Here is a 17,653-nt window from a genome sequence, read left to right as displayed (position 1 = left end):
CAGCATCAAACGGGGGAGTTGTTGGAATTGTTGTTCTGGGCGTTGTGTGAATGAGTAAGCGTATGCGTGCGTTCGGCCCTGCGGTGCACAACCGCAGGAAACCTTCTCGTAGGGGCGTTCCTCAACATTTCCTCGGCGGTGTCGCGGTCACGGGCCTCGTGCTCGGCTGCGCGTGGACCGTCTACACCAACGTGCTTGGCGCCAGCGTCTATCCGACCGTGAACAGCGCCGCCTTCGAGGCGCCCGTCGTCAAGAACCCGACCGCTGTCGCTGCTCGTCCGGTGCAGCCGGCTTTCAACGAAATATTCGCATCGCTGGAGCAACGGCCGCTGGTGATGCCCGCGCCGGAAAACGTCGCAAGCTCGCTGATGTTCAACGAACGGTTTGCCGCGTCGGCGCCGCAAGGCGAGCTGCCCAGATCCGTTGCGTCCCAACCCGTCGAAACGACGAGGCTGGCGGAAGCTTCGCCATCGGCCGAAGCGCCGAAGGCCGTTCAGGGCGCAAAGCCTGCCGAAACCACAAAGCCGAAAATTGCCACACCCGCCACCAAGCTTGCCTTGAACGTTCCAGCTGCGGCCCCGAAGGAGGCCGAAGCCAAGGCTGTGGAGGACAAGACCGCGAAGGGATCCGGATCTCCCATTCGTGACATGGCGCAGCGCGCCAAGGCGGCCGTGATGTCGATTGCTTCCAGCGAGAAGCAGGGCATGGTCGAAAAACTGTGGGGCAAGCAGCCGGCCTCTGGCGGGCTTCTGGCTTATGCCTCCGCCGACGCCAGCGTCACCGGCAGCATCATCGATACACGAAGCCAGAACCCGATGATGGGCGGCGCGCCGCCCTATGACCGCCAGACCGCGGTGTATGATATTGCCGCCAAGACGGTGTATCTGCCCGACGGCACCAGGCTGGAGGCGCATTCGGGGCTCGGCTCCAAGATGGATGACGTGCGCTATTCGCATGTGCGGATGCAGGGCGTGACGCCGCCGCACATTTACGAACTGAAGCCGCGCGAGACGCTGTTTCACGGCGTGCCGGCGCTGCGGCTGACGCCGCTCGGCGGCGAGGAAAAAATCCACGGCCGCGATGGATTGCTCGCGCATAGCTACATGCTCGGGCCGAGTGGCCAGTCCAACGGCTGCGTCTCGTTCGCGGACTACTATGCGTTCCTCGACGCCTACAAGAACAAGGGCATCCGCCGCCTCGCGGTGCTGGCAAAGGTGCAGTAGGCGCTGGCGCAGGAGGAGGGCGGTTCTCCGCGAAGGTGTATCCAGCAGGATGGGGCCAACGGGTCGCGCGAACGCGCGCCCGATGACGGGCTCAGCGAAACCCGTCAACACCGGTATTTGCTGGCGATGGGTTTCGCTTCGCTCTACCCATCCTACGGCTGGAGTATCCGGTACACCGACTGAGCAGGACCCCAGACGTGTCTGGAACCAGCCTCGATTGTGGTTATATTTGCTGATCCGGAGTGAGTCTCCGCTCGACAACCAATCTGGCGCGAAGCGACAGGTGTTCCGCAATGCTCGTCGAAACTCCACCGCCTTTCGCGACCGAGGCATTCGTCGATGCCGGAGCGGCCGTTGCCCGTCTCGAAGAAATCTACGAGCGCAACACCCGGTTCCTTCGCGATCGCTTTGAAGCCTATGTCAATGGCGGGTCGTTCACGACGCGCGTGCGAGCCTGTTATCCGCTTGTACGGATGACGACCTCGACGCATGCACGGCTCGATTCGCGTCTCGCTTACGGCTTTGTCGCGGGGCCGGGCGTGCATGAGACCAGCGTGACGCGCCCGGATATTTTCCGCACCTATCTCACCGAGCAGATCGAGCTGTTGGTCAACAATCACGGCGTGCCGGTTGAAATCGGCGAGTCGAACGAGCCCATTCCGATTCATTTCGCCTATCGGCGGGACATCAACATCGAGGCGGCGCTGACGATTGCCGACAGCTCGGCCTTTACGCGAACGCTGCGCGACGTGTTCGATACGCCCGATCTTGCCGCCATGGACGATGCGATTGCCGACGGCACGTTTGAGGTGCCCCCCGGAGCTCCCGAACCCCTGTCCCTGTTCCGCGCGGCGCGGGTCGATTACTCGCTGCGCCGGCTCTATCACTACACCGGCACCGATCCCGAGCATTTCCAGAATTTCGTGATCTTCACGAACTACCAGCTCTATGTCGATGCCTTCGTGCAACTGTGCCAGCAGCGCCTCGCATCGGGCGCGATAGGGCCCGATGCCTTCGTTGCGCCCGGGAATACGATCACGCGCAATGCGCGGCTTGGCGGTGGAACGACCGGGATTACGCCCGACCGCGCGCCACAGATGCCTGCCTTTCATCTCGTCGAGCCCGGCTATGGCGGCATTACCCTGATCAACATCGGCATCGGTCCGTCCAATGCGCGGAACGTCACCGACCACGTCGCGGTGCTGCGGCCGCACGCCTGGCTGATGGTGGGGCATTGCGCGGGCCTCAGGAATACGCAGCGGCTCGGCGACTATGTGCTGGCGCATGGTTACGTCCGCGAGGACCACGTGCTCGACCATGAGCTGCCGCTCTGGGTCCCGATCCCGGCGCTTGCCGAGATGCAGGTCGCGCTCGAGGAGGCGGTCGGCGAGGTGACCGGGCTGACCGGCTTTGAGCTCAAACGGGTGATGCGCACCGGAACCGTCGCAAGCGTCGACAATCGCAATTGGGAAATCAGCGGCCCGTCGGTCATCCGGCGGCTGTCGCAATCCCGCGCGGTCGCGCTCGACATGGAGTCCGCGGCGATTGCCGCCAACGGCTATCGCTTCCGCGTCCCCTACGGGACTTTGCTGTGCGTCTCCGACAAGCCGCTGCACGGCGAAATCAAGCTCGCCGGCATGGCCAGCGAATTCTACCGGCGACGCGTCGGTCAACATCTCGAGATCGGCTTGAAGGCGCTCGAACGGCTCAAGCACCAGGAATCCGAGCGCCTGCATTCGCGCAAGCTCAGAAGCTTTGCCGAAGTCGCATTTCAGTAGGCCGTCGCAATCGTAGGTAGGCAAAGCGGAGCTTGCCCGCCATTTGGAAGCGCTCGACGATGGATGGTGGGCACGTTGCTGACGCGCCTCGCCCACCCTGCGAAGCTGCGAAGTTGGTTAACGCTGTGACGATGACGACACAGCGTCTCCTCGATCGCGAAAAAATCTTCTCAGCGCTCTTGCAACTGCAAGATGCTTCGTTTATTGACCCGCTCCTTCGCTTTGGCCATGGGTTCGGGCTCGTTGTGATCCCGACTGGCGCGGGCCGGTTTTGCGGTTTCGTGTTCCGCCAAGTGAAGACGCGATAGTAGCTCGGCGGTAGAGCGTCGGGGTGACCCGAAGGTCGCCGGTTCGAGTCCGGTCTATGGCACCAACGAAGGATAGCTCAGTGGTAGAGCAGATGACTATGAATCATCGTGACGCGGGTTCGAATCCCGTTCCAACGCTCCGGTTCAGCCCAAAAAGCTGATTCCCATTGAAGGGGACCGGACGCGCGCTTCAGTCGCAGTCCGGCCGTATTGCCGAAAGGCTTTTCGTCCGAACCTAGACACTGTGAGACCGGCTTTGCGCCGCGGTGGATACCGCTTGCGTTGATGCCGGGTGGCAACGTTCGACCGCTCGACGCAAGTCGAGTGATCGCGCGCGTGCGCCCGTCGTTTCGCAAGCTCAAACCCGGCCCGCCGAGCTTTCGGGAAGCGTCGTCTGCGTCCTGACGTCCTTTGCAAACGAAACCCGCGTTCCGACCCCCGTGAGGGCCGAAGGGCAAACCATGGAGGCGTGCCATGACCTGGCATTTGCTGATGAAGACGCTGACGGTAAAGGATGGCGAGCGCGCGTTACTGACGCGCAACGGCAGGCTCGAGCGCGTGCTCGAACCCGGTCGTCATCGGCTGTTCGATCTGCGGCGTCAGTTGACGGTGGAGATCTTCAACGTCGTTCGCACCGAATTCCCCGCGGAGCGTTACGCGGTGCTGAAGGCCGCGCGGCCCGATCTGGCCGCCGAGCTGTTCGAGGCCATCGAGACGAAGGCGAACGAGATCGCCATCGTCAGCCTGGACGGGCGTCCCGTGCACCTGATGACGCCCTGGCAGGCGCGCGTCTACTGGAAGGTCGCAACCTCGGTCGATGTCGAGCGCATCGAAGTGGCGGACGATCCTCGCGTGACCGCGCGTCACCTGGCGATGATCGAGCGCAACCGTCCTACCATCGTGACGGAAGCGGTGGTCGAGAACCACGAAGCCGGTTTGCTCTATGTTGAGGGACGGTTGGTGGAGCGGCTCGCGCCCGGACGGCACGCCTTCTGGATCGCCGGCCGCAAGATCGAGGTCAAGCGCCTCGATCTGCGTCCCCAGGCGGTCGAGATCACCGCGCAGGAAATGCTGACCAGGGATCGCATCGCGCTGCGTGTGACCCTGACGGCATTCCGCCGGATCGTTGACCCCGAGCGCGTGGTCGCGGCCGTGCCCGACGTGGATGCGTGGCTGTACCGCCTGGTGCAGTTCGCCATCCGCGAAGCGGTTGCCGGCCGTACGCTCGACGAGGTGCTGTCGGCGAAGGCTGCACTGGATGCGGAGCTGCGCGACTATGTGCGCGTGCGCATCGCCGATAGCGGTGTCGAGGTCTCCGAACTCGGCGTGAAGGACGTGATCCTGCCCGGCGAGATCCGCGAGCTCGTCAACAAGGTGGTGGAGGCGGAGCGGGTCGCGAAGGCGAACCTGATCCGCCGGCAGGAAGAGACGGCGGCAACGCGCTCGCTCCTGAACACCGCCAGGTTGATGGAGGAGAACCCTCTGCTGCTGCGGCTCAAGGAGCTGGAGTCGCTGGAGCGGCTGGTGGAGAAGGTCGGCCGCATCGACCTGCATGCGGGTGACGGGCAGGGTTTTGACGCCCTGCTCACCAAGCTGGTCCGCCTGAAGCCGGCGGAGAATGCATGACACGAAGGGTCGCCCACGGGCGGCCCTTCATTTTTTGTTTTCAGGTATCGCGCGGCGAAGCTACATTCGCATCCATGTCCCAGCCCGATTTCCAGCCGACGCTGATCGGCCCCAGCATCACCGTCAGACCCATTTCCAGGGACGACTGGACCGACACGTTTGCGGCCGGCTCTGATCCGGAGATCTGGAAAGTGCATCCGGTCCCCGATCGCTACACTGAAGCGGGGTTTCGGAAATTCTTTGATGGCGCAGTCGATTCCAAGATGGGCTTTGCGTTCGTCGACCGGGCGAGCGGACGCATCGTCGGCTCGAGCCGCTATTACGGCTACGAGCCCGATTTGAGCGAGATCGAGATCGGCTGGACATTCCTGGCGCGCAGCCACTGGGGCGGGCGCGCCAATCGCGAGGTCAAGCGGTTGATGCTGGATCACGCCTTCACCTTCGTCGATACCGTGATCTTCTGGGTCGGCGATCAGAACTGGCGTTCGCAGGGCGCGATGACCAAGATCGGCGGCATCAAGCGCGAGGGCCTGTTCACCCGGGCGTTGTCCGGCGAGAGGCCGTATTTCATCTTCGAGATTACGAAGGCGCGGTATCGGCAGGGCGGGCGTGCGCTGTTGGAGTGAGCGCCAGCGAGCAACCGTGCCCCCCGGTCACCTGTTCGTGCTCGGCGACAACCGCCATCCCCGCCGGCATCGCGCGAAAAGAAAATCATGCTCACGCGACCAAAGACATTCTCCAGCGGAATGTACCCGGCGGCCGACGACGCGGCTGTCGGTGGAGTTGTCGCGCGCCGACCGTCATTCCGGTACGGCCGGATCGGCACGGTGGTGCAATAGCGTGACACCCGATCATTATCGGTTCTGATCAATCAGAACCGATAATGTTCCAGCTTCTTGATTTGACGCGTTTTCTTCACGCGAACCGGCATCCACCCCGGGATCAAGTCCGAGGGCATGCTTCGCTCGAAAACGCGATAGTGGCCGCGTTACAACGCCGGTGCGGCAACATTCGATGCGGATATCGTCGTGGCGCCGCTCATCGAGCAGCAAAGCCGCCGCTTCAAGCGTTATTTGGCTTGCCGCGCGCCGGAATGGAACCGCACGGTCCCGTAAGCTTACGGTGTTACCCATGCGTATTTTATGGTTGCGTCCGGAGGCCCGTTTGCATCTAACTCCCTAAAGATCTCGCGAGCAGTCCGCCCCGCGCCCGAGCGTTTGGAATTCGTCGCCGGAGTTGAGGGTTTGTTCGAGTGAGTGCGTAGAGAAAGCGGATTTAGCTCATGTTCAGGCCGCCGTTCCGGAACGCTCCAGATGGCGATGGTTGCGGATCCCTCACCGCGAGGTCTCCGCAGTGACGCCTCCTGCGGGAATGGGCAATCGCCTTCTTGCAGCGCTGCCGGCATCCGACCTTGACCTGCTGAGGTCCGAGTTTGAGATTATCGCGCTCGATCAGGACGCGGTCCTGTCGCGGGCGGGTGACGCGATCGCGTACGTGTTCTTCCCTCATAGCGGCGCCATCTCGCTGATGATCGACATGGCGGATGGACATACGGTCGGCACCGCCGTGATCGGGCGTGAGGGGGCGGTCGGCACGCTCGCGGTGCTCGGGCCTTCACCATCGGCCATTACGGCTGTCGTCCGCGCGGCGGGCACCGCCGCCCGAATCCCCGCATCGCGATTTCACGCCTTGTTTGACCGGAGTCCCGCGATCCGGCGGCTGGTCCAAAGTCACATCAGGGCACTGCTGATCCAATTCCAGCTCGGTTCCGCCTGCAACGCGCTTCATCCGGTCGAAGCGCGCATGGCGCGCTGGTTGCTCCAGCTTCGCGACCGCGTCGACCATGATGTGCTGCCGCTCACCCAGCAGGCGCTCTCGCAAATACTGGGTGTGCGACGCACGACCGTGACGCTCCTGATGCGCAAGCTGCGCGAGCGCGGAGCGATCAGGTCCGATCGACGGGGCCTGATCGAGATCGACCCGGCGCGGCTCGCGGCGGCTGCGTGCGAATGCCACAACGTCATGCATCTCGAAGTCGAGGAGATGTTTGCGATGCATCCGGCCCGATCGCGCGCGGAGGCTCCGCGGGAAGGTCGGCGCAGTCCAGGAATCAAATCGGGCGGCGCCCTGTGAACGCGTTTCCGCGCACCCCGCCGGCCTTCCGCATTCGCGACCTGCCGCGGCGGCATCCCCGGAAAGCCCATTAAACGACGGATTCTCCGCCCGATCCGGTTGTCTGCCGCCAATCCCGGCCCGGCGCCGCCTCGAGCTTCGCAAGTTCTCGCAACACCTTCGCCGTCTGGCGCAGGTCATTGCGCTCAGGACCCGGCTTCAGCCGTCGTGCTTCGTAAAGAAAGTCCTTGGCCTGCATCAGCCAGGTGGACGTTTCCGTCGAGATTTGCGTTTGCGCCATGGTGTCCCCCCAATCGCTGTCATCGTCTGATCTGTGTCGACGCCTATGCCAGGGAGTCCGCGCTTTGGCGCTGGTTTCGGTTGTTCGGCTCGTCGACCCAGGCTTCCCGCGCGAACCAGGCGTGATCGGCGCGGCAAATCGGGCAGCGGGTGCGCGCGAAAAACACCGCGCTGCGCCCAAAGCTCTCCCGATCAGTCTCGATGCCGGTGGGAATCGCGTGTCCGGTCTGCGGACACTTGACCATGACCATACCCATAACGCCTCCCTGGAAATTATTCTTTGTGTAGAAAAGCACCGGCCGGTTGGAGTGCGCCGCTTGTCGGTGCGGTGTACTTGGGGGGCATCGCGCACCTTGTCTCATCGAGCATCGGGCGGTGGGGCTCATGCTCGCTAGGCTCATTCCTACCGGCCGGATCCCTCCTCAACCGAAGCTTGGATGTTGAGCGCGGCTTTCCAGGCCGGCTCGATGAAAAATCCTGGTGAAGCGTCTCCTGATCGGCTCGCCGGTTGACGTCGCGTTCCGCGCGACTTTCACTCCGCATCCATTCACGGCACGATTCTCCTTCTCAGCCGAGAGCATTCCCCGCGACGCTCGCCAGCGCCACAGGAACTCGCGTTCCGTGTTCAATCGGATTTTTGGGTGAGCCTTGATCCAGCCTCGACGTTACTCTGGACTACGGAAAGCCGGGCTGTCGGTTCGGTTTGCGACTCTCGCGAAAAATATTTTTTAAAATTGTCAACACACACCATCGTATATTTGCCGAGCGGTGTGCATAACAAGGATATCCCAGCGAGCGGGACGTCTTGTCTTCAGCGGGACGTTGCGATTTTTTCAGCGTGACGTTGCGGCGGGTATCGGCGCTCACTGCGCCGCCACGGTCGTCGTCTGCCCAAACAAAAACCCCGGCATCGCTGCCGGGGTTTTGCATTCCCTTGATATCGCCTGAGTGGCTGGATCAGAAATCCATGCCGCCGCCCGGAGGCATGCCGCCTGCGCCGGCGCCGGCCTTCTTCGGCAGCTCGGCGATCATGGCTTCGGTGGTGATCAGCAGAGCCGCGACGGAAGCCGCGTTCTGGATCGCCGCACGAACCACCTTGGTCGGGTCGATGATGCCCTTGGAGACCAGATTGCCGTATTCGCCGGTCTGCGAGTCGAAGCCGTAATTGTACTGCTCGTTCTCGAGGATCTTGCCGACGATGACAGAGCCGTCTTCGCCTGCGTTGATCGCGATCTGGCGGGCCGGCGCGGACAGCGCCTTGCGCACGATCTCGACGCCGGTCTTCTGGTCGTCGTTCTGGGTCTTGATGCGCTTGAGCTGCTCGGAGGCGCGGAGCAGGGCGACGCCGCCGCCCGGCACGATGCCTTCTTCAACTGCCGCACGGGTCGCACGTAATGCGTCGTCCACGCGATCCTTGCGCTCCTTCACCTCGACTTCGGTCGCACCGCCGACGCGGATCACGGCGACGCCGCCCGCGAGCTTGGCCAGACGCTCCTGCAGCTTCTCACGGTCGTAGTCCGAGGTGGTTTCCTCGATCTACGCAAGGGTCGCCCAGGGGCGACCCTTGCGTAGCGCTTGTTCATCCGGCGCCATGTGAATCTTGGGGCTGGTGCGCTAATGCAACCTCTGGTAAGCGTGAGGAAAATGGGCCGCTGGGCCGAATCTTGAGGCCCTCGTGATGCCTGATGCGTTTTCGAAAGCGATCGTGCGGCGAACGCCGCCACTTCTTTCGGTATGGCTGAGCCCCGGGAAAACGATCGAGCGTCTTGTTGCCGAGCGGCCTTGCCATCTGGTTCTGCTATTGGCCGTACTCGGTGGTGTTGCTGCCTCCACGGGCGCATTGGTCGCGTCAGGCGTTGGCGGCGTTTTGCAGGATTGGCGAGTATGTTTGGCGTGTAACCTCGTTGGCGGCGTCGTCGGCATCGCCAATCTCCACATCAGCGCCGTTGTCGCGGCCTGGCTCGGGCGGCGGATGGGGGGCCAGGCTTCAACGGCTGCCGTGCGCGCGGTTTTTGCATGGAGCATGCTGCCGATCGTCTTCGGGCAATTGGTTGTCCTGGCAATTGTTGCGGGTCTGCTCGTAGGCGCTGCGAACGTCCCCTCGCGATGGCTCACCCTGTGGCTTCCAATCGTCAGCGGCATATTCATCCTGTACTCGGTCATCCTCACCTTGCTGATGCTGTCACGGGTACAGCGGTTTGGATTCTTGCGGACGATGGTGAGCTATTGGCCGAGCAGCGCCGCTGCTGGCGGTATTGCTGGCCTTCGTTGCCGGCCTGCTTGCAAGCGGCGCCGGAGTCACCTCACCGGAGTTCACCCCGATGCTTCCAATCGTTGGCTGCATATACGTCCTGTGGTCGGTCATCGTCGCGTTGCTGGTGCTGCCAGGGGCCGGGCGATCCGGGTTCCGGCGAACAATGGTGAACTATTTGTTGGGCGCGCCGCTACTGGCGGGTTTGCTCGCATTTCTTGTCATGGCGATCCTGTTCCAGCCCTTCAACATGCCGCGCAGTTCGATGGCTCCAACGCTATTCACCGGTGATTATTTCTTCGTCTCGAAATACGCGTATGGGTACAGCCGCTATTCGCTGCCGTTTTCGCTGCCGTTGTTTTCGGGACGCATTCTGGGTTCTCAACCCGAACGTGGCGATGTTGTTGTCTTCCGTCTGCAGAGAGATGCCGCATTCGATGTCGTCAAGCGCGTGGTGGGATTTCCGGGGGACCGCATTCAGATGAAGCAGGGGGTTCTCTATATCAACGACGTTCCCGTGGTGCGCGAGCGGTTGGAAGATTTGGTCGGCCCCGATCTCTGCGGACTGCCGACCGCTCGGGCAGAGCGTTGGCGTGAAACCCTGCCGAACGGGAAGAGCTATGAGGTGCTTGGCTGTGCCTATAAAAGCCCCGTGTACAATACCAGTGTCTTCAAGGTGCCGGAGGGATGTTTTTTCGTCCTGGGGGACAATCGCGAATATTCAGCTGACAGCCGCATGCTCTCGATGGTCGGTTACGTGCCGTTCGAGAATCTCATCGGCCGTGTGGGGTTGATCTTTTTCTCTCGTGCATCGGGTCCGAGCGGAGCTACAGCAAATCGTCCCGAGCGGTTCGGCTTGATGGTCCGCTGACACAAAAAACCCCGGCATCGCTGCCGGGGTTTTGCATTCCTTTGGTATCGCCTGAGTGGCTGGATCAGAAATCCATGCCGCCCATGCCGCCGCCCGGGGGCATACCGCCACCGCCTGCGCCGGCCTTCTTCGGCAGTTCGGCGATCATGGCTTCGGTGGTGATCAGGAGAGCCGCGACCGAGGCCGCATTCTGGATCGCCGCACGAACCACCTTGGTCGGGTCGATGATGCCCTTGGAGACCAGGTTGCCGTATTCGCCGGTCTGCGAGTCGAAGCCGTAATTGTACTGCTCCTTCTCGAGGATCTTGCCGACGATGACGGAGCCGTCTTCACCTGCGTTGATCGCGATCTGGCGGGCCGGCGCGGACAGCGCCTTGCGCACGATCTCGACGCCGGTCTTCTGGTCGTCGTTCTGGGTCTTGATGCGCTTGAGCTGCTCGGAGGCGCGCAGCAGGGCGACGCCGCCGCCCGGCACGATGCCTTCTTCAACCGCCGCACGGGTCGCATGCATCGCGTCATCCACGCGATCCTTGCGCTCCTTCACCTCGACTTCGGTCGCACCGCCGACGCGGATCACGGCGACGCCGCCCGCGAGCTTGGCCAGACGCTCCTGCAGCTTCTCACGGTCGTAGTCCGAGGTGGTTTCCTCGATCTGCGCCTTGATCTGCTGAACGCGCGCCTCGATGTCGGCCTTTTTGCCGGCACCGTTGACGATGGTGGTGTTTTCCTTGTCGATCATCACCTTCTTGGCGCGGCCGAGCATCTGCAGGGTGACGTTCTCGAGCTTGATGCCGAGATCTTCCGAGATCGCCTGACCACCGGTCAGAACCGCGATGTCCTGCAGCATGGCCTTGCGGCGATCGCCGAAGCCCGGAGCCTTCACGGCAGCAACCTTGAGGCCGCCACGCAGACGGTTGACGACGAGGGTGGCGAGCGCTTCGCCTTCAACGTCTTCCGCGACGATGACCAGCGGCTTGCCGGTCTGCACCACGGCTTCGAGCAGCGGCAGCAGTTCGTTCAGCGAGGAGAGCTTCTTCTCGTTGATCAGGATGTAGGCGTCGTCCATTTCAACGCGCATCTTGTCGGCGTTGGTGACGAAGTAGGGCGAGATGTAGCCGCGGTCGAACTGCATGCCCTCGACGACGTCGAGTTCGGTCTCGAGCGACTTGGCTTCCTCAACCGTGATGACGCCCTCGTTGCCGACCTTCTTCATGGCGTCGGCCAGGAACTTGCCGATTTCGGCGTCGCCGTTGGCGGAGATGGTGCCGACCTGGGCGATTTCCTCGTTCGAGGTGACCTTCTTGGAGTTCTTGACGAGGTCGGCGACAACGGCTTCCACCGCCAGGTCGATACCGCGCTTCAGGTCCATCGGGTTCATGCCGGCGGCAACCGACTTGGCGCCTTCACGGACGATCGCAGCCGCCAGAACGGTCGCGGTGGTGGTGCCGTCGCCGGCAGCGTCCGCGGACTTGGAGGCGACTTCGCGCACCATCTGCGCGCCCATGTTCTCGAACTTGTCCTCGAGCTCGATCTCCTTGGCGACGGTGACGCCGTCCTTGGTGATGCGGGGAGCGCCGAACGACTTGTCGAGCACGACGTTGCGGCCCTTCGGACCGAGCGTGACCTTGACGGCGTTGGCGAGAATGTCCACGCCGCGCAGCATGCGGTCGCGGGCATCTACGCCGAATTTGACTTCTTTAGCTGACATATTGGATTTCCCTGAGTTGATGCTTGGTTCTCACCCTGTCGGGGAGGCGCCTTGCGGCGCTCCTCAGGGTGAGCGTGGCAGGCGAAGTGCTTAGGCAGCTTTCTTCTTGCTGCCGGCGGGGACGTCGAGCACGCCCATGATGTCGCTCTCCTTCATGATCAGGAGATCTTCACCGTCGATCTTGACCTCGGTGCCCGACCACTTGCCGAACAGCACGCGGTCGCCGACCTTGAGGTCGATCGGGATCAGCTTGCCGGCTTCGTCGCGGCCACCCGGGCCGACGGCGGTGATTTCGCCCTGCGAGGGCTTTTCCTTGGCACTGTCCGGAATGATGATGCCGCCAGCGGTCTTCTCTTCGGCGTCGATGCGCTTGACCACGACGCGGTCGTGAAGCGGACGGAATTTCATGCAGTCCTCCTAAGTTTCTGAAGATGTTATCAGAATTGGAAATTTTGGCAGTCCGGGCGGGCGAGTGCCAGCACGGCTGCGGCTGATTTAGGCCAGTCTTGTTCGGGGGACAAGGGCTTCTAGCAGAAAAATTGGCACTCAAATATGACGCCTGCCAATTTCGTTAATCATGATTAATTCGGCGGACGGGGTCGCGGACCCCGTATTAGCACGTGCGGTAAGCTGCTGCTAACGCGCCCTTTTTCAACAGACCGTTAAACATTTAGGCTTGTGATGGGTTGGTATCGTGCGTCACATTTCTCTCATGTGAGCGCATCTCCGCCGGGGTGGCTCGGTGTGTGGCCACCACGTGAAATGCGCTTCCAGCAATGGAGGTTTGGCATGGTGTCGCGGGTTGGAGTTGCTTCCGACGACTTCCGGAAGCAGGTGCTGGGTTATGGGCTGACGACGGCGCAAATCCTGTATCGGATGCCGGATCATCCCTCGTTGCTGCAGACCTATGTCTGGCAGAATTACGATCTGTTTCCGAAATTCCCGGCGCTGAAGGATTTCCTCGCTTTCTGGCAGGAAAAGCTTGATGGCCCGCTGTTTTCCGTCACGGTCGCGCATTCCAGGCTGATCAAGCCCGCCGAGCTGCGCGCGGTGGATGGCGTGTTCAGGCTGCATTGAAAGTGCGGCTCCTCATGGTGAGGAGGCGCGAAGCGCCGTCTCGAACCATGAGGCCCCGCTGGTGCCATTCATCCTTCGAGACGCCGCTGCGCGGCTTCTCAGGATGAGGTCTGACACAAGGTGGGCACGCTTCGCTTTGCCCACCCTACGAAAAAAATTCTGTGTTAGCCTCCAGCCACAAACAAGAAAGGGAGGCACCCATGGCCAAGAAGAAAGTCGCGTCGCGCGCCGCGGCGCAGCCCGCCGTGAAGAAGAAATGGTCCGGCCACAAGACGGCAGCCAAATCCTCAGCCCGCAAGACCGTCACGTCGAAGGCGAGGGGCGTTGCAGCGGTCAAGCCCAAGCCAGTCAAGAAGGTTCGACCGAAGCAGCGCATCGCGATCAGCCATCACCGCGAGGAGGATTTCAAAGCCGATGGCTTGCGTGCCTACGCGCAATACCGCGACCTCGGCATCGCGGAAGCCTCCCACGGGTTGGCGCAGGCGCATGTGATCCGCTTGATTGGTCCGTGCAATCCGGCGGAAGTTTCAAAACTGCACTACCACGACGTCGAATTCCAGATGGTCTACGTGCTCAAGGGCTGGGTGAAGACCTACATGGAAGGGCAAGGCGAGACGCTGATGAAGGAAGGCAGCGCCTGGACCCAGCCGCCGCGCATCAAGCATCTGATCATGGATTATTCCGACGACGTCGAACTGCTGGAAGTGATCTTGCCGGCGGAGTTCAAGACGGTGGAATTGGCGAGTTGATCTCGCCGTCGTTCTAACCCCCGCCGTCATTCCGGGGCGTCCGAAGGACGAACCCGGAATCTCGAGGTTCTTTGGTGCGCAATTGCGCACCAGAGTTCGACGCTGACGCGTCGCTCCGGAACGACGGAGAGAGCGTTACGTCAACACCCCCACGATCGATCCCATCAGGCATGTCGTCAGCGTGCCTGATACAATCGACTTCAGCCCGAGCGCATTGATCTCCTCGCGCCGCTCGGGCGCCATGGTGCCGAGGCCGCCGATCATGATACCGAGGCTGGCGAAGTTGGCGAAGCCGCACATCGCATAGAGCATGATCAGCCGCGAGCGCGGATCGAGTGCGTCCAGGCCGAGCTTTGACAGTTCGACATAGGCGATCAGCTCGTTGAGGATGGTCTTGATGCCCATCAGGCTTCCCGCCGTGACCGCTTGCGGCCAGGGCAGGCCCATCAGCCAGCATACCGGCGCCATCAGGTAGCCCAGCAGGCGCTGCAGCGAAATTTTGGCGCCGCCGATCTCGGGCAACAGGCCGAGGATGGCATTGGCGAGATAAACCAGCGCCACCAGTACCAAGAGCATGGCGACGATGTTGAGCAGCAGTTCAAGCCCGGTCGTGGTGCCCTTGACGATCGCATCCATGGTGCTCGACGTCTGCATGTCGGGATCATCCAATGATCCGCCGGTGCGCTTGCCTGATGTCTCCGGCACCATGATCAGGCTGACCAGGATGGCCGCCGGCGCGCCCAGCACGGAGGCGATGACAAAATGCGCCGCCGCGTCTGGGATCAGCGGCGCGAGGAAGGTGGCGTAAAGCACCAGCACGGTGCCGGCGATGCCGGCCATGCCGCCGGTCATCACCAGGAACAATTCGCTGCGCGTGAGCTGCGCCAGATAGGGGCGGATGAACAGCGGCGCCTCGACCATGCCGAGAAAGATATTTGCTGCGGTCGACAGCCCCACCGCGCCGCCGACGCCGAGCGTGCGCTCCAACAGCCATGCCATGCCGCGCACGATCGGCGGCAGCACGCGCCAGTAGAACAACAGCGTCGTCAGGACGCTCATCACCAGGATGATCGGCAGCGCCTGAAACGCCAAAATGAAATCCGCGCCCGGCGCCTTGAGATCGAAGGGTAGCGCCCCGCCGCCGAGATAGCCGAACACGAAGGAGGTGCCGGCGCGCGTCGCCGCCGCGATCGTGTTGACGGCGTCGTTGATGGCGCCGAACGCCTTTGCGACCGGCGGCAGCTTGAGCAGCACCAGCGCGGTGACAACGGTGGCGGCCAGGCTTACCGCCATTTGCCGCAGCGACACCGCGCGGCGGTTCTCGCCAAGCGCCCATGCGATCGCCAGCAACGCCAGCACGCCAAACGCCGATTGCAGTTGCAGCATGAATCCCCCGCCAACCCCGGGAGCGAGTATGCCAGCGCCGCGCGGCCGCGCAATGCCGTGTTGCGGGCCTGCCCGTTGACATCTGCACCGCGCTCGGCCACCTCGTCTGCCATGTCCTCGACGATGCCCGTGGGCGCCCGCGATCTGCTCAGGCACGGGCCGTTCCTGTTCTTCCTGCTGTCGCGCAGCCTGTCGCGCTTCGCCAGCCAGATCGCGGCGGTTGCGATCGGCTGGCAGATCTACGACATCACCGGCAGCGCCTTTCAGCTCGGCATGGTCGGGCTGGTGCAATTCCTGCCCACGGCGCTGCTCGTCTTCGTGGCCGGCCATGCCGCCGACCGGTTCGAGCGCAAGCGCGTGGTGCAGCTTTGCCAGCTCGCGGAAGCGGCTACCGCGCTGTTTCTGGCCGTCAGCACCTTTGCCGGCTCGCTCACCGTGGCGCAGATCTTCAGCGCCACCTTCGTGATCGGCATCGCCGGCGCCTTCGAGAGCCCCGCCACGGCCGCGCTGCTGCCGCTGATCGCGCCCAAAGGCTCGGTGCAGCGCGCGACCGCGATCTCCTCCGGCGCCGCACAGGTCGCGACCATCACCGGACCTGCGCTCGGCGGGCTGGCCTATGTGTTCGCGCCGAGCCTGCCTTACTTCGTCATCGTCGCCTTCTGGCTCGTCGGCGCAATTCTCACCGGCTTCATCCACGCTGAGAGGCAGGACCCTGCGAAGGCGGATTCGCTCGCGGACGATGTGTTTGCCGGCGTCCGCTTCATCCGCAACAACCCGGCGATCCTTGGCACCATCTCGCTCGACCTGTTCGCCGTGCTGTTCGGCGGCGTCGTGGCGCTGCTGCCGATCTATGCGCGTGACATTCTTCAAGCCGGTCCGCTTGGCCTCGGCATCCTGCGCGCGGCGCCCGCGGTCGGCGCGTTGTTGATGACCATCGTGCTGGCCCGCCACAGCATCAATCGCCATGTCGGACTACGGATGTTTCAGGCCGTGATCGTGTTCGGCGCGGCCACGGTGGTGTTCGCGCTGTCGCAGTGGATGTGGCTGTCGGTGCTGGCGCTGGCGGTGCTGGGCGCGGCCGACACGATCAGCGTGGTGATCCGTTTTTCGCTGGTGCAGCTGTCGACGCCCGACGAAATGCGCGGCCGGGTCGGCGCGGTGAATTTCCTGTTCATCAACGCTTCCAACCAGCTCGGCCAGTTCGAAAGCGGCGTCACCGCGGCGCTGTTCGGCGCGGTGCCGGCCGCCGTGCTCGGCGGCGTCGGCACCATTGCCATTGCGCTATTGTGGATGAAGCTGTTCCCGTCGCTGCGCAAGGTGGAGCGGCTGGAGTAGGGCTGGGCTATGGGGTCTCGGCACGTCGTCCCTGCGAACGCAGGGACCCATACCGCGTGATCTCTCGTGTGAATGCGAGTAGCGGACAGCTCGCAACCCAATCACCGCCGCGGCGTATGGGTCCCCGCGTTCGCGGGGACGACGCGAGCAGGGTGGCCGATCATCCCCGTCCGACAAACGGCATCTTGGTCGCCATGACCGTCATGAACAGCACGTTGGCGTCAAGCGGCAGGCCGGCCATATAGGCGACCGCATCGCCGACGGCCTTCGCGTCCATGCGCGGTTCGTGCTTCATCGTGCCATCGGGCTGCATCACGCCGGGGCCGGCGACCATGCGGTCCGTCATCGGCGTCGCGGCATTGCCGATGTCGACCTGGCCGACTGCGATGTCGTACTTGCGGCCGTCGAGGTTGGAGGCCTTGGTCAGGCCCGTAATCGCGTGCTTGGTCGAGGTGTAAGCCGCGGAGTAGGGGCGCGGCGCGTGCGCCGAGATCGAGCCGTTGTTGATGATGCGGCCGCCGCGGGGGGTCTGGTCCTTCATGATGCGGAAGGCGTGCTGGGTGCACAGGAACGGGCCGGTGAGGTTGGTGTTCACCACCGCCTGCCACTGTTCGAGGCCGAGGTCTTCGAAATTCACCGGCGGCGCGCCCATGCCGGCATTGTTGAACAAAACGTCGAGCCGGCCGTAGGTCTCCATCGTCTTGGCGAACAGGGCGGCGATCGAGCCGGGGTCGGTCATGTCGGCGGACACGCACAGGCTCTTGCCGACATTGTCGCCGAGCTTCTTGGTTTCTTCCAGCATCTCCAGGCGGCGTCCGGCGAGCACCACGGTGAAGCCGGCATTCATCAGCGCCAGCGATGCGGCGCGTCCGACGCCGGTGCCGGCACCGGTCACGATTGCGATCTTGTTGGTTGCGTCGGCCATTGTG

18 protein-coding genes, 2 tRNA genes and 1 pseudogene are annotated in these 17,653 nt (G+C 63.1%); 12 read left to right on the top strand and 9 right to left on the bottom strand.

Features of this window, described 5'->3' with window-relative positions:
* Positions 1–50: 50 nt before the first annotated feature.
* The 6 genes from ACPPVP_RS30125 to ACPPVP_RS30100 all read left to right on the top strand — a co-directional run bounded on the left by ACPPVP_RS30125 (position 51) and on the right by ACPPVP_RS30100 (position 5,561).
* Complete coding sequence (locus tag ACPPVP_RS30125; RefSeq protein ID WP_426527147.1) at positions 51–1,223, top strand: DUF2778 domain-containing protein; 1,173 nt, start codon at positions 51–53, stop codon at positions 1,221–1,223.
* A gap of 293 nt (positions 1,224–1,516) precedes the next feature.
* Positions 1,517–3,001: an AMP nucleosidase gene (locus tag ACPPVP_RS30120; RefSeq protein ID WP_426527145.1), complete on the top strand. Its 1,485-nt coding sequence runs from the start codon at positions 1,517–1,519 to the stop codon at positions 2,999–3,001.
* 301 nt (positions 3,002–3,302) lie between these two features.
* Positions 3,303–3,374: transfer RNA gene (locus tag ACPPVP_RS30115), tRNA-OTHER, on the top strand.
* 5 nt (positions 3,375–3,379) lie between these two features.
* Positions 3,380–3,443: transfer RNA gene (locus tag ACPPVP_RS30110), tRNA-His, on the top strand.
* A gap of 340 nt (positions 3,444–3,783) precedes the next feature.
* The gene (locus ACPPVP_RS30105) at positions 3,784–4,935 is read left to right on the top strand and encodes an SPFH domain-containing protein (RefSeq protein WP_426527142.1); all 1,152 of its coding nucleotides are present in this window, start codon (positions 3,784–3,786) and stop codon (positions 4,933–4,935) included.
* 74 nt (positions 4,936–5,009) lie between these two features.
* Positions 5,010–5,561 carry a GNAT family N-acetyltransferase gene (locus ACPPVP_RS30100; protein ID WP_426527140.1) on the top strand — a complete coding sequence of 184 codons (552 nt, stop codon included), beginning with the start codon at positions 5,010–5,012 and terminating at the stop codon, positions 5,559–5,561.
* A 228-nt stretch (positions 5,562–5,789) separates the two neighbouring features.
* Here the strand turns inward: ACPPVP_RS30100 and ACPPVP_RS30095 are convergent, their stop codons facing one another.
* On the bottom strand, positions 5,790–6,068 hold the full coding sequence (locus tag ACPPVP_RS30095; protein ID WP_426527138.1) for a hypothetical protein: 279 nt from the start codon (positions 6,066–6,068) through the stop codon (positions 5,790–5,792).
* Positions 6,069–6,288: 220 nt separating this feature from the next.
* On the opposite strand from ACPPVP_RS30095, the gene ACPPVP_RS30090 reads away from it, so the two are divergent.
* Positions 6,289–7,068 (top strand): Crp/Fnr family transcriptional regulator, encoded by a 780-nt coding sequence (locus ACPPVP_RS30090; RefSeq protein ID WP_426527136.1) that lies wholly within the window; start codon positions 6,289–6,291, stop codon positions 7,066–7,068.
* 70 nt (positions 7,069–7,138) lie between these two features.
* On the opposite strand, the gene ACPPVP_RS30085 is transcribed toward ACPPVP_RS30090, so the two are convergent.
* The 4 genes and pseudogenes from ACPPVP_RS30085 to ACPPVP_RS30070 form a co-directional block, all read right to left on the bottom strand.
* Positions 7,139–7,348, bottom strand: coding sequence for a hypothetical protein (locus tag ACPPVP_RS30085; RefSeq protein WP_426527134.1), 210 nt, complete (start codon positions 7,346–7,348; stop codon positions 7,139–7,141).
* A gap of 43 nt (positions 7,349–7,391) precedes the next feature.
* A complete protein-coding gene (locus ACPPVP_RS30080) occupies positions 7,392–7,604 on the bottom strand; it encodes a hypothetical protein (protein WP_426527132.1) in 213 nt (70 codons plus the stop codon).
* A 418-nt stretch (positions 7,605–8,022) separates the two neighbouring features.
* Complete coding sequence (locus ACPPVP_RS30075; protein WP_426527130.1) at positions 8,023–8,277, bottom strand: hypothetical protein; 255 nt, start codon at positions 8,275–8,277, stop codon at positions 8,023–8,025.
* Positions 8,278–8,304: 27 nt separating this feature from the next.
* Positions 8,305–8,883 (bottom strand): annotated as a pseudogene (locus tag ACPPVP_RS30070) (TCP-1/cpn60 chaperonin family protein); the annotation flags it as partial.
* A 142-nt stretch (positions 8,884–9,025) separates the two neighbouring features.
* Between ACPPVP_RS30070 and ACPPVP_RS30065 the strand changes: the two are divergent.
* Positions 9,026–9,889, top strand: coding sequence for a YIP1 family protein (locus ACPPVP_RS30065; RefSeq protein WP_426527128.1), 864 nt, complete (start codon positions 9,026–9,028; stop codon positions 9,887–9,889).
* Entirely contained in the window at positions 9,777–10,469 is a 693-nt protein-coding gene (lepB, locus tag ACPPVP_RS30060) for a signal peptidase I (protein WP_426538136.1), read from the top strand. Before ACPPVP_RS30065 ends, lepB begins: the two co-directional genes overlap by 113 nt.
* A gap of 64 nt (positions 10,470–10,533) precedes the next feature.
* Here lepB and groL read toward each other — a convergent pair whose 3' ends face one another.
* Together groL and ACPPVP_RS30050 are read right to left on the bottom strand one after the other, a co-directional pair.
* Positions 10,534–12,177 carry a chaperonin GroEL gene (gene groL, locus ACPPVP_RS30055; RefSeq protein WP_426527126.1) on the bottom strand — a complete coding sequence of 548 codons (1,644 nt, stop codon included), beginning with the start codon at positions 12,175–12,177 and terminating at the stop codon, positions 10,534–10,536.
* A 90-nt stretch (positions 12,178–12,267) separates the two neighbouring features.
* The gene (locus ACPPVP_RS30050; protein ID WP_025589431.1) at positions 12,268–12,585 is read right to left on the bottom strand and encodes a co-chaperone GroES; all 318 of its coding nucleotides are present in this window, start codon (positions 12,583–12,585) and stop codon (positions 12,268–12,270) included.
* Positions 12,586–12,966: 381 nt separating this feature from the next.
* On the opposite strand from ACPPVP_RS30050, the gene ACPPVP_RS30045 reads away from it, so the two are divergent.
* The gene (locus ACPPVP_RS30045) at positions 12,967–13,254 is read left to right on the top strand and encodes an usg protein (protein ID WP_057833772.1); all 288 of its coding nucleotides are present in this window, start codon (positions 12,967–12,969) and stop codon (positions 13,252–13,254) included.
* 200 nt (positions 13,255–13,454) lie between these two features.
* Positions 13,455–14,003, top strand: a complete 549-nt coding sequence (locus ACPPVP_RS30040) for a cupin domain-containing protein (protein WP_426527123.1) — start codon at positions 13,455–13,457, stop codon at positions 14,001–14,003.
* Positions 14,004–14,138: 135 nt separating this feature from the next.
* On the opposite strand, the gene ACPPVP_RS30035 is transcribed toward ACPPVP_RS30040, so the two are convergent.
* Complete coding sequence (locus ACPPVP_RS30035; RefSeq protein ID WP_426527121.1) at positions 14,139–15,389, bottom strand: NupC/NupG family nucleoside CNT transporter; 1,251 nt, start codon at positions 15,387–15,389, stop codon at positions 14,139–14,141.
* A 111-nt stretch (positions 15,390–15,500) separates the two neighbouring features.
* Here ACPPVP_RS30035 and ACPPVP_RS30030 point away from each other — a divergent pair, with 111 nt between their 5' ends.
* Positions 15,501–16,724 carry an MFS transporter gene (locus ACPPVP_RS30030; protein WP_426527119.1) on the top strand — a complete coding sequence of 408 codons (1,224 nt, stop codon included), beginning with the start codon at positions 15,501–15,503 and terminating at the stop codon, positions 16,722–16,724.
* Between the two features lie 160 nt (positions 16,725–16,884).
* On the opposite strand, the gene ACPPVP_RS30025 is transcribed toward ACPPVP_RS30030, so the two are convergent.
* Positions 16,885–17,649, bottom strand: a complete 765-nt coding sequence (locus ACPPVP_RS30025; RefSeq protein WP_426527117.1) for an SDR family oxidoreductase — start codon at positions 17,647–17,649, stop codon at positions 16,885–16,887.
* Positions 17,650–17,653 lie beyond the last annotated feature (4 nt).

The sequence above is a fragment of the Bradyrhizobium sp. McL0615 genome (genome assembly GCF_049993905.1).
Taxonomy (GTDB): domain Bacteria; phylum Pseudomonadota; class Alphaproteobacteria; order Rhizobiales; family Xanthobacteraceae; genus Bradyrhizobium.
Note: the sequence above shows the minus strand (reverse complement) of the source record. Positions and strands in the feature narration are given on the sequence as shown.

What these genes read in the sequence shown, in the direction of transcription:
- ACPPVP_RS30125 (WP_426527147.1), top strand. Translation starts at nt 51, where the DNA reads ATGAGTAAGCGTATGCGTGCGTTCGGCCCTGCGGTGCACAACCGCAGG.
- ACPPVP_RS30120 (WP_426527145.1), top strand. Translation starts at nt 1,517, where the DNA reads ATGCTCGTCGAAACTCCACCGCCTTTCGCGACCGAGGCATTCGTCGAT.
- ACPPVP_RS30105 (WP_426527142.1), top strand. Translation starts at nt 3,784, where the DNA reads ATGACCTGGCATTTGCTGATGAAGACGCTGACGGTAAAGGATGGCGAG.
- ACPPVP_RS30100 (WP_426527140.1), top strand. Translation starts at nt 5,010, where the DNA reads ATGTCCCAGCCCGATTTCCAGCCGACGCTGATCGGCCCCAGCATCACC.
- ACPPVP_RS30095 (WP_426527138.1), bottom strand. Translation starts at nt 6,068, where the DNA reads ATGGGTAACACCGTAAGCTTACGGGACCGTGCGGTTCCATTCCGGCGC.
- ACPPVP_RS30085 (WP_426527134.1), bottom strand. Translation starts at nt 7,348, where the DNA reads ATGGCGCAAACGCAAATCTCGACGGAAACGTCCACCTGGCTGATGCAG.
- ACPPVP_RS30080 (WP_426527132.1), bottom strand. Translation starts at nt 7,604, where the DNA reads ATGGGTATGGTCATGGTCAAGTGTCCGCAGACCGGACACGCGATTCCC.
- ACPPVP_RS30075 (WP_426527130.1), bottom strand. Translation starts at nt 8,277, where the DNA reads ATGCAAAACCCCGGCAGCGATGCCGGGGTTTTTGTTTGGGCAGACGAC.
- ACPPVP_RS30065 (WP_426527128.1), top strand. Translation starts at nt 9,026, where the DNA reads ATGCCTGATGCGTTTTCGAAAGCGATCGTGCGGCGAACGCCGCCACTT.
- groL (WP_426527126.1), bottom strand. Translation starts at nt 12,177, where the DNA reads ATGTCAGCTAAAGAAGTCAAATTCGGCGTAGATGCCCGCGACCGCATG.
- ACPPVP_RS30050 (WP_025589431.1), bottom strand. Translation starts at nt 12,585, where the DNA reads ATGAAATTCCGTCCGCTTCACGACCGCGTCGTGGTCAAGCGCATCGAC.
- ACPPVP_RS30045 (WP_057833772.1), top strand. Translation starts at nt 12,967, where the DNA reads ATGGTGTCGCGGGTTGGAGTTGCTTCCGACGACTTCCGGAAGCAGGTG.
- ACPPVP_RS30040 (WP_426527123.1), top strand. Translation starts at nt 13,455, where the DNA reads ATGGCCAAGAAGAAAGTCGCGTCGCGCGCCGCGGCGCAGCCCGCCGTG.
- ACPPVP_RS30035 (WP_426527121.1), bottom strand. Translation starts at nt 15,389, where the DNA reads ATGCTGCAACTGCAATCGGCGTTTGGCGTGCTGGCGTTGCTGGCGATC.
- ACPPVP_RS30030 (WP_426527119.1), top strand. Translation starts at nt 15,501, where the DNA reads ATGTCCTCGACGATGCCCGTGGGCGCCCGCGATCTGCTCAGGCACGGG.
- ACPPVP_RS30025 (WP_426527117.1), bottom strand. Translation starts at nt 17,649, where the DNA reads ATGGCCGACGCAACCAACAAGATCGCAATCGTGACCGGTGCCGGCACC.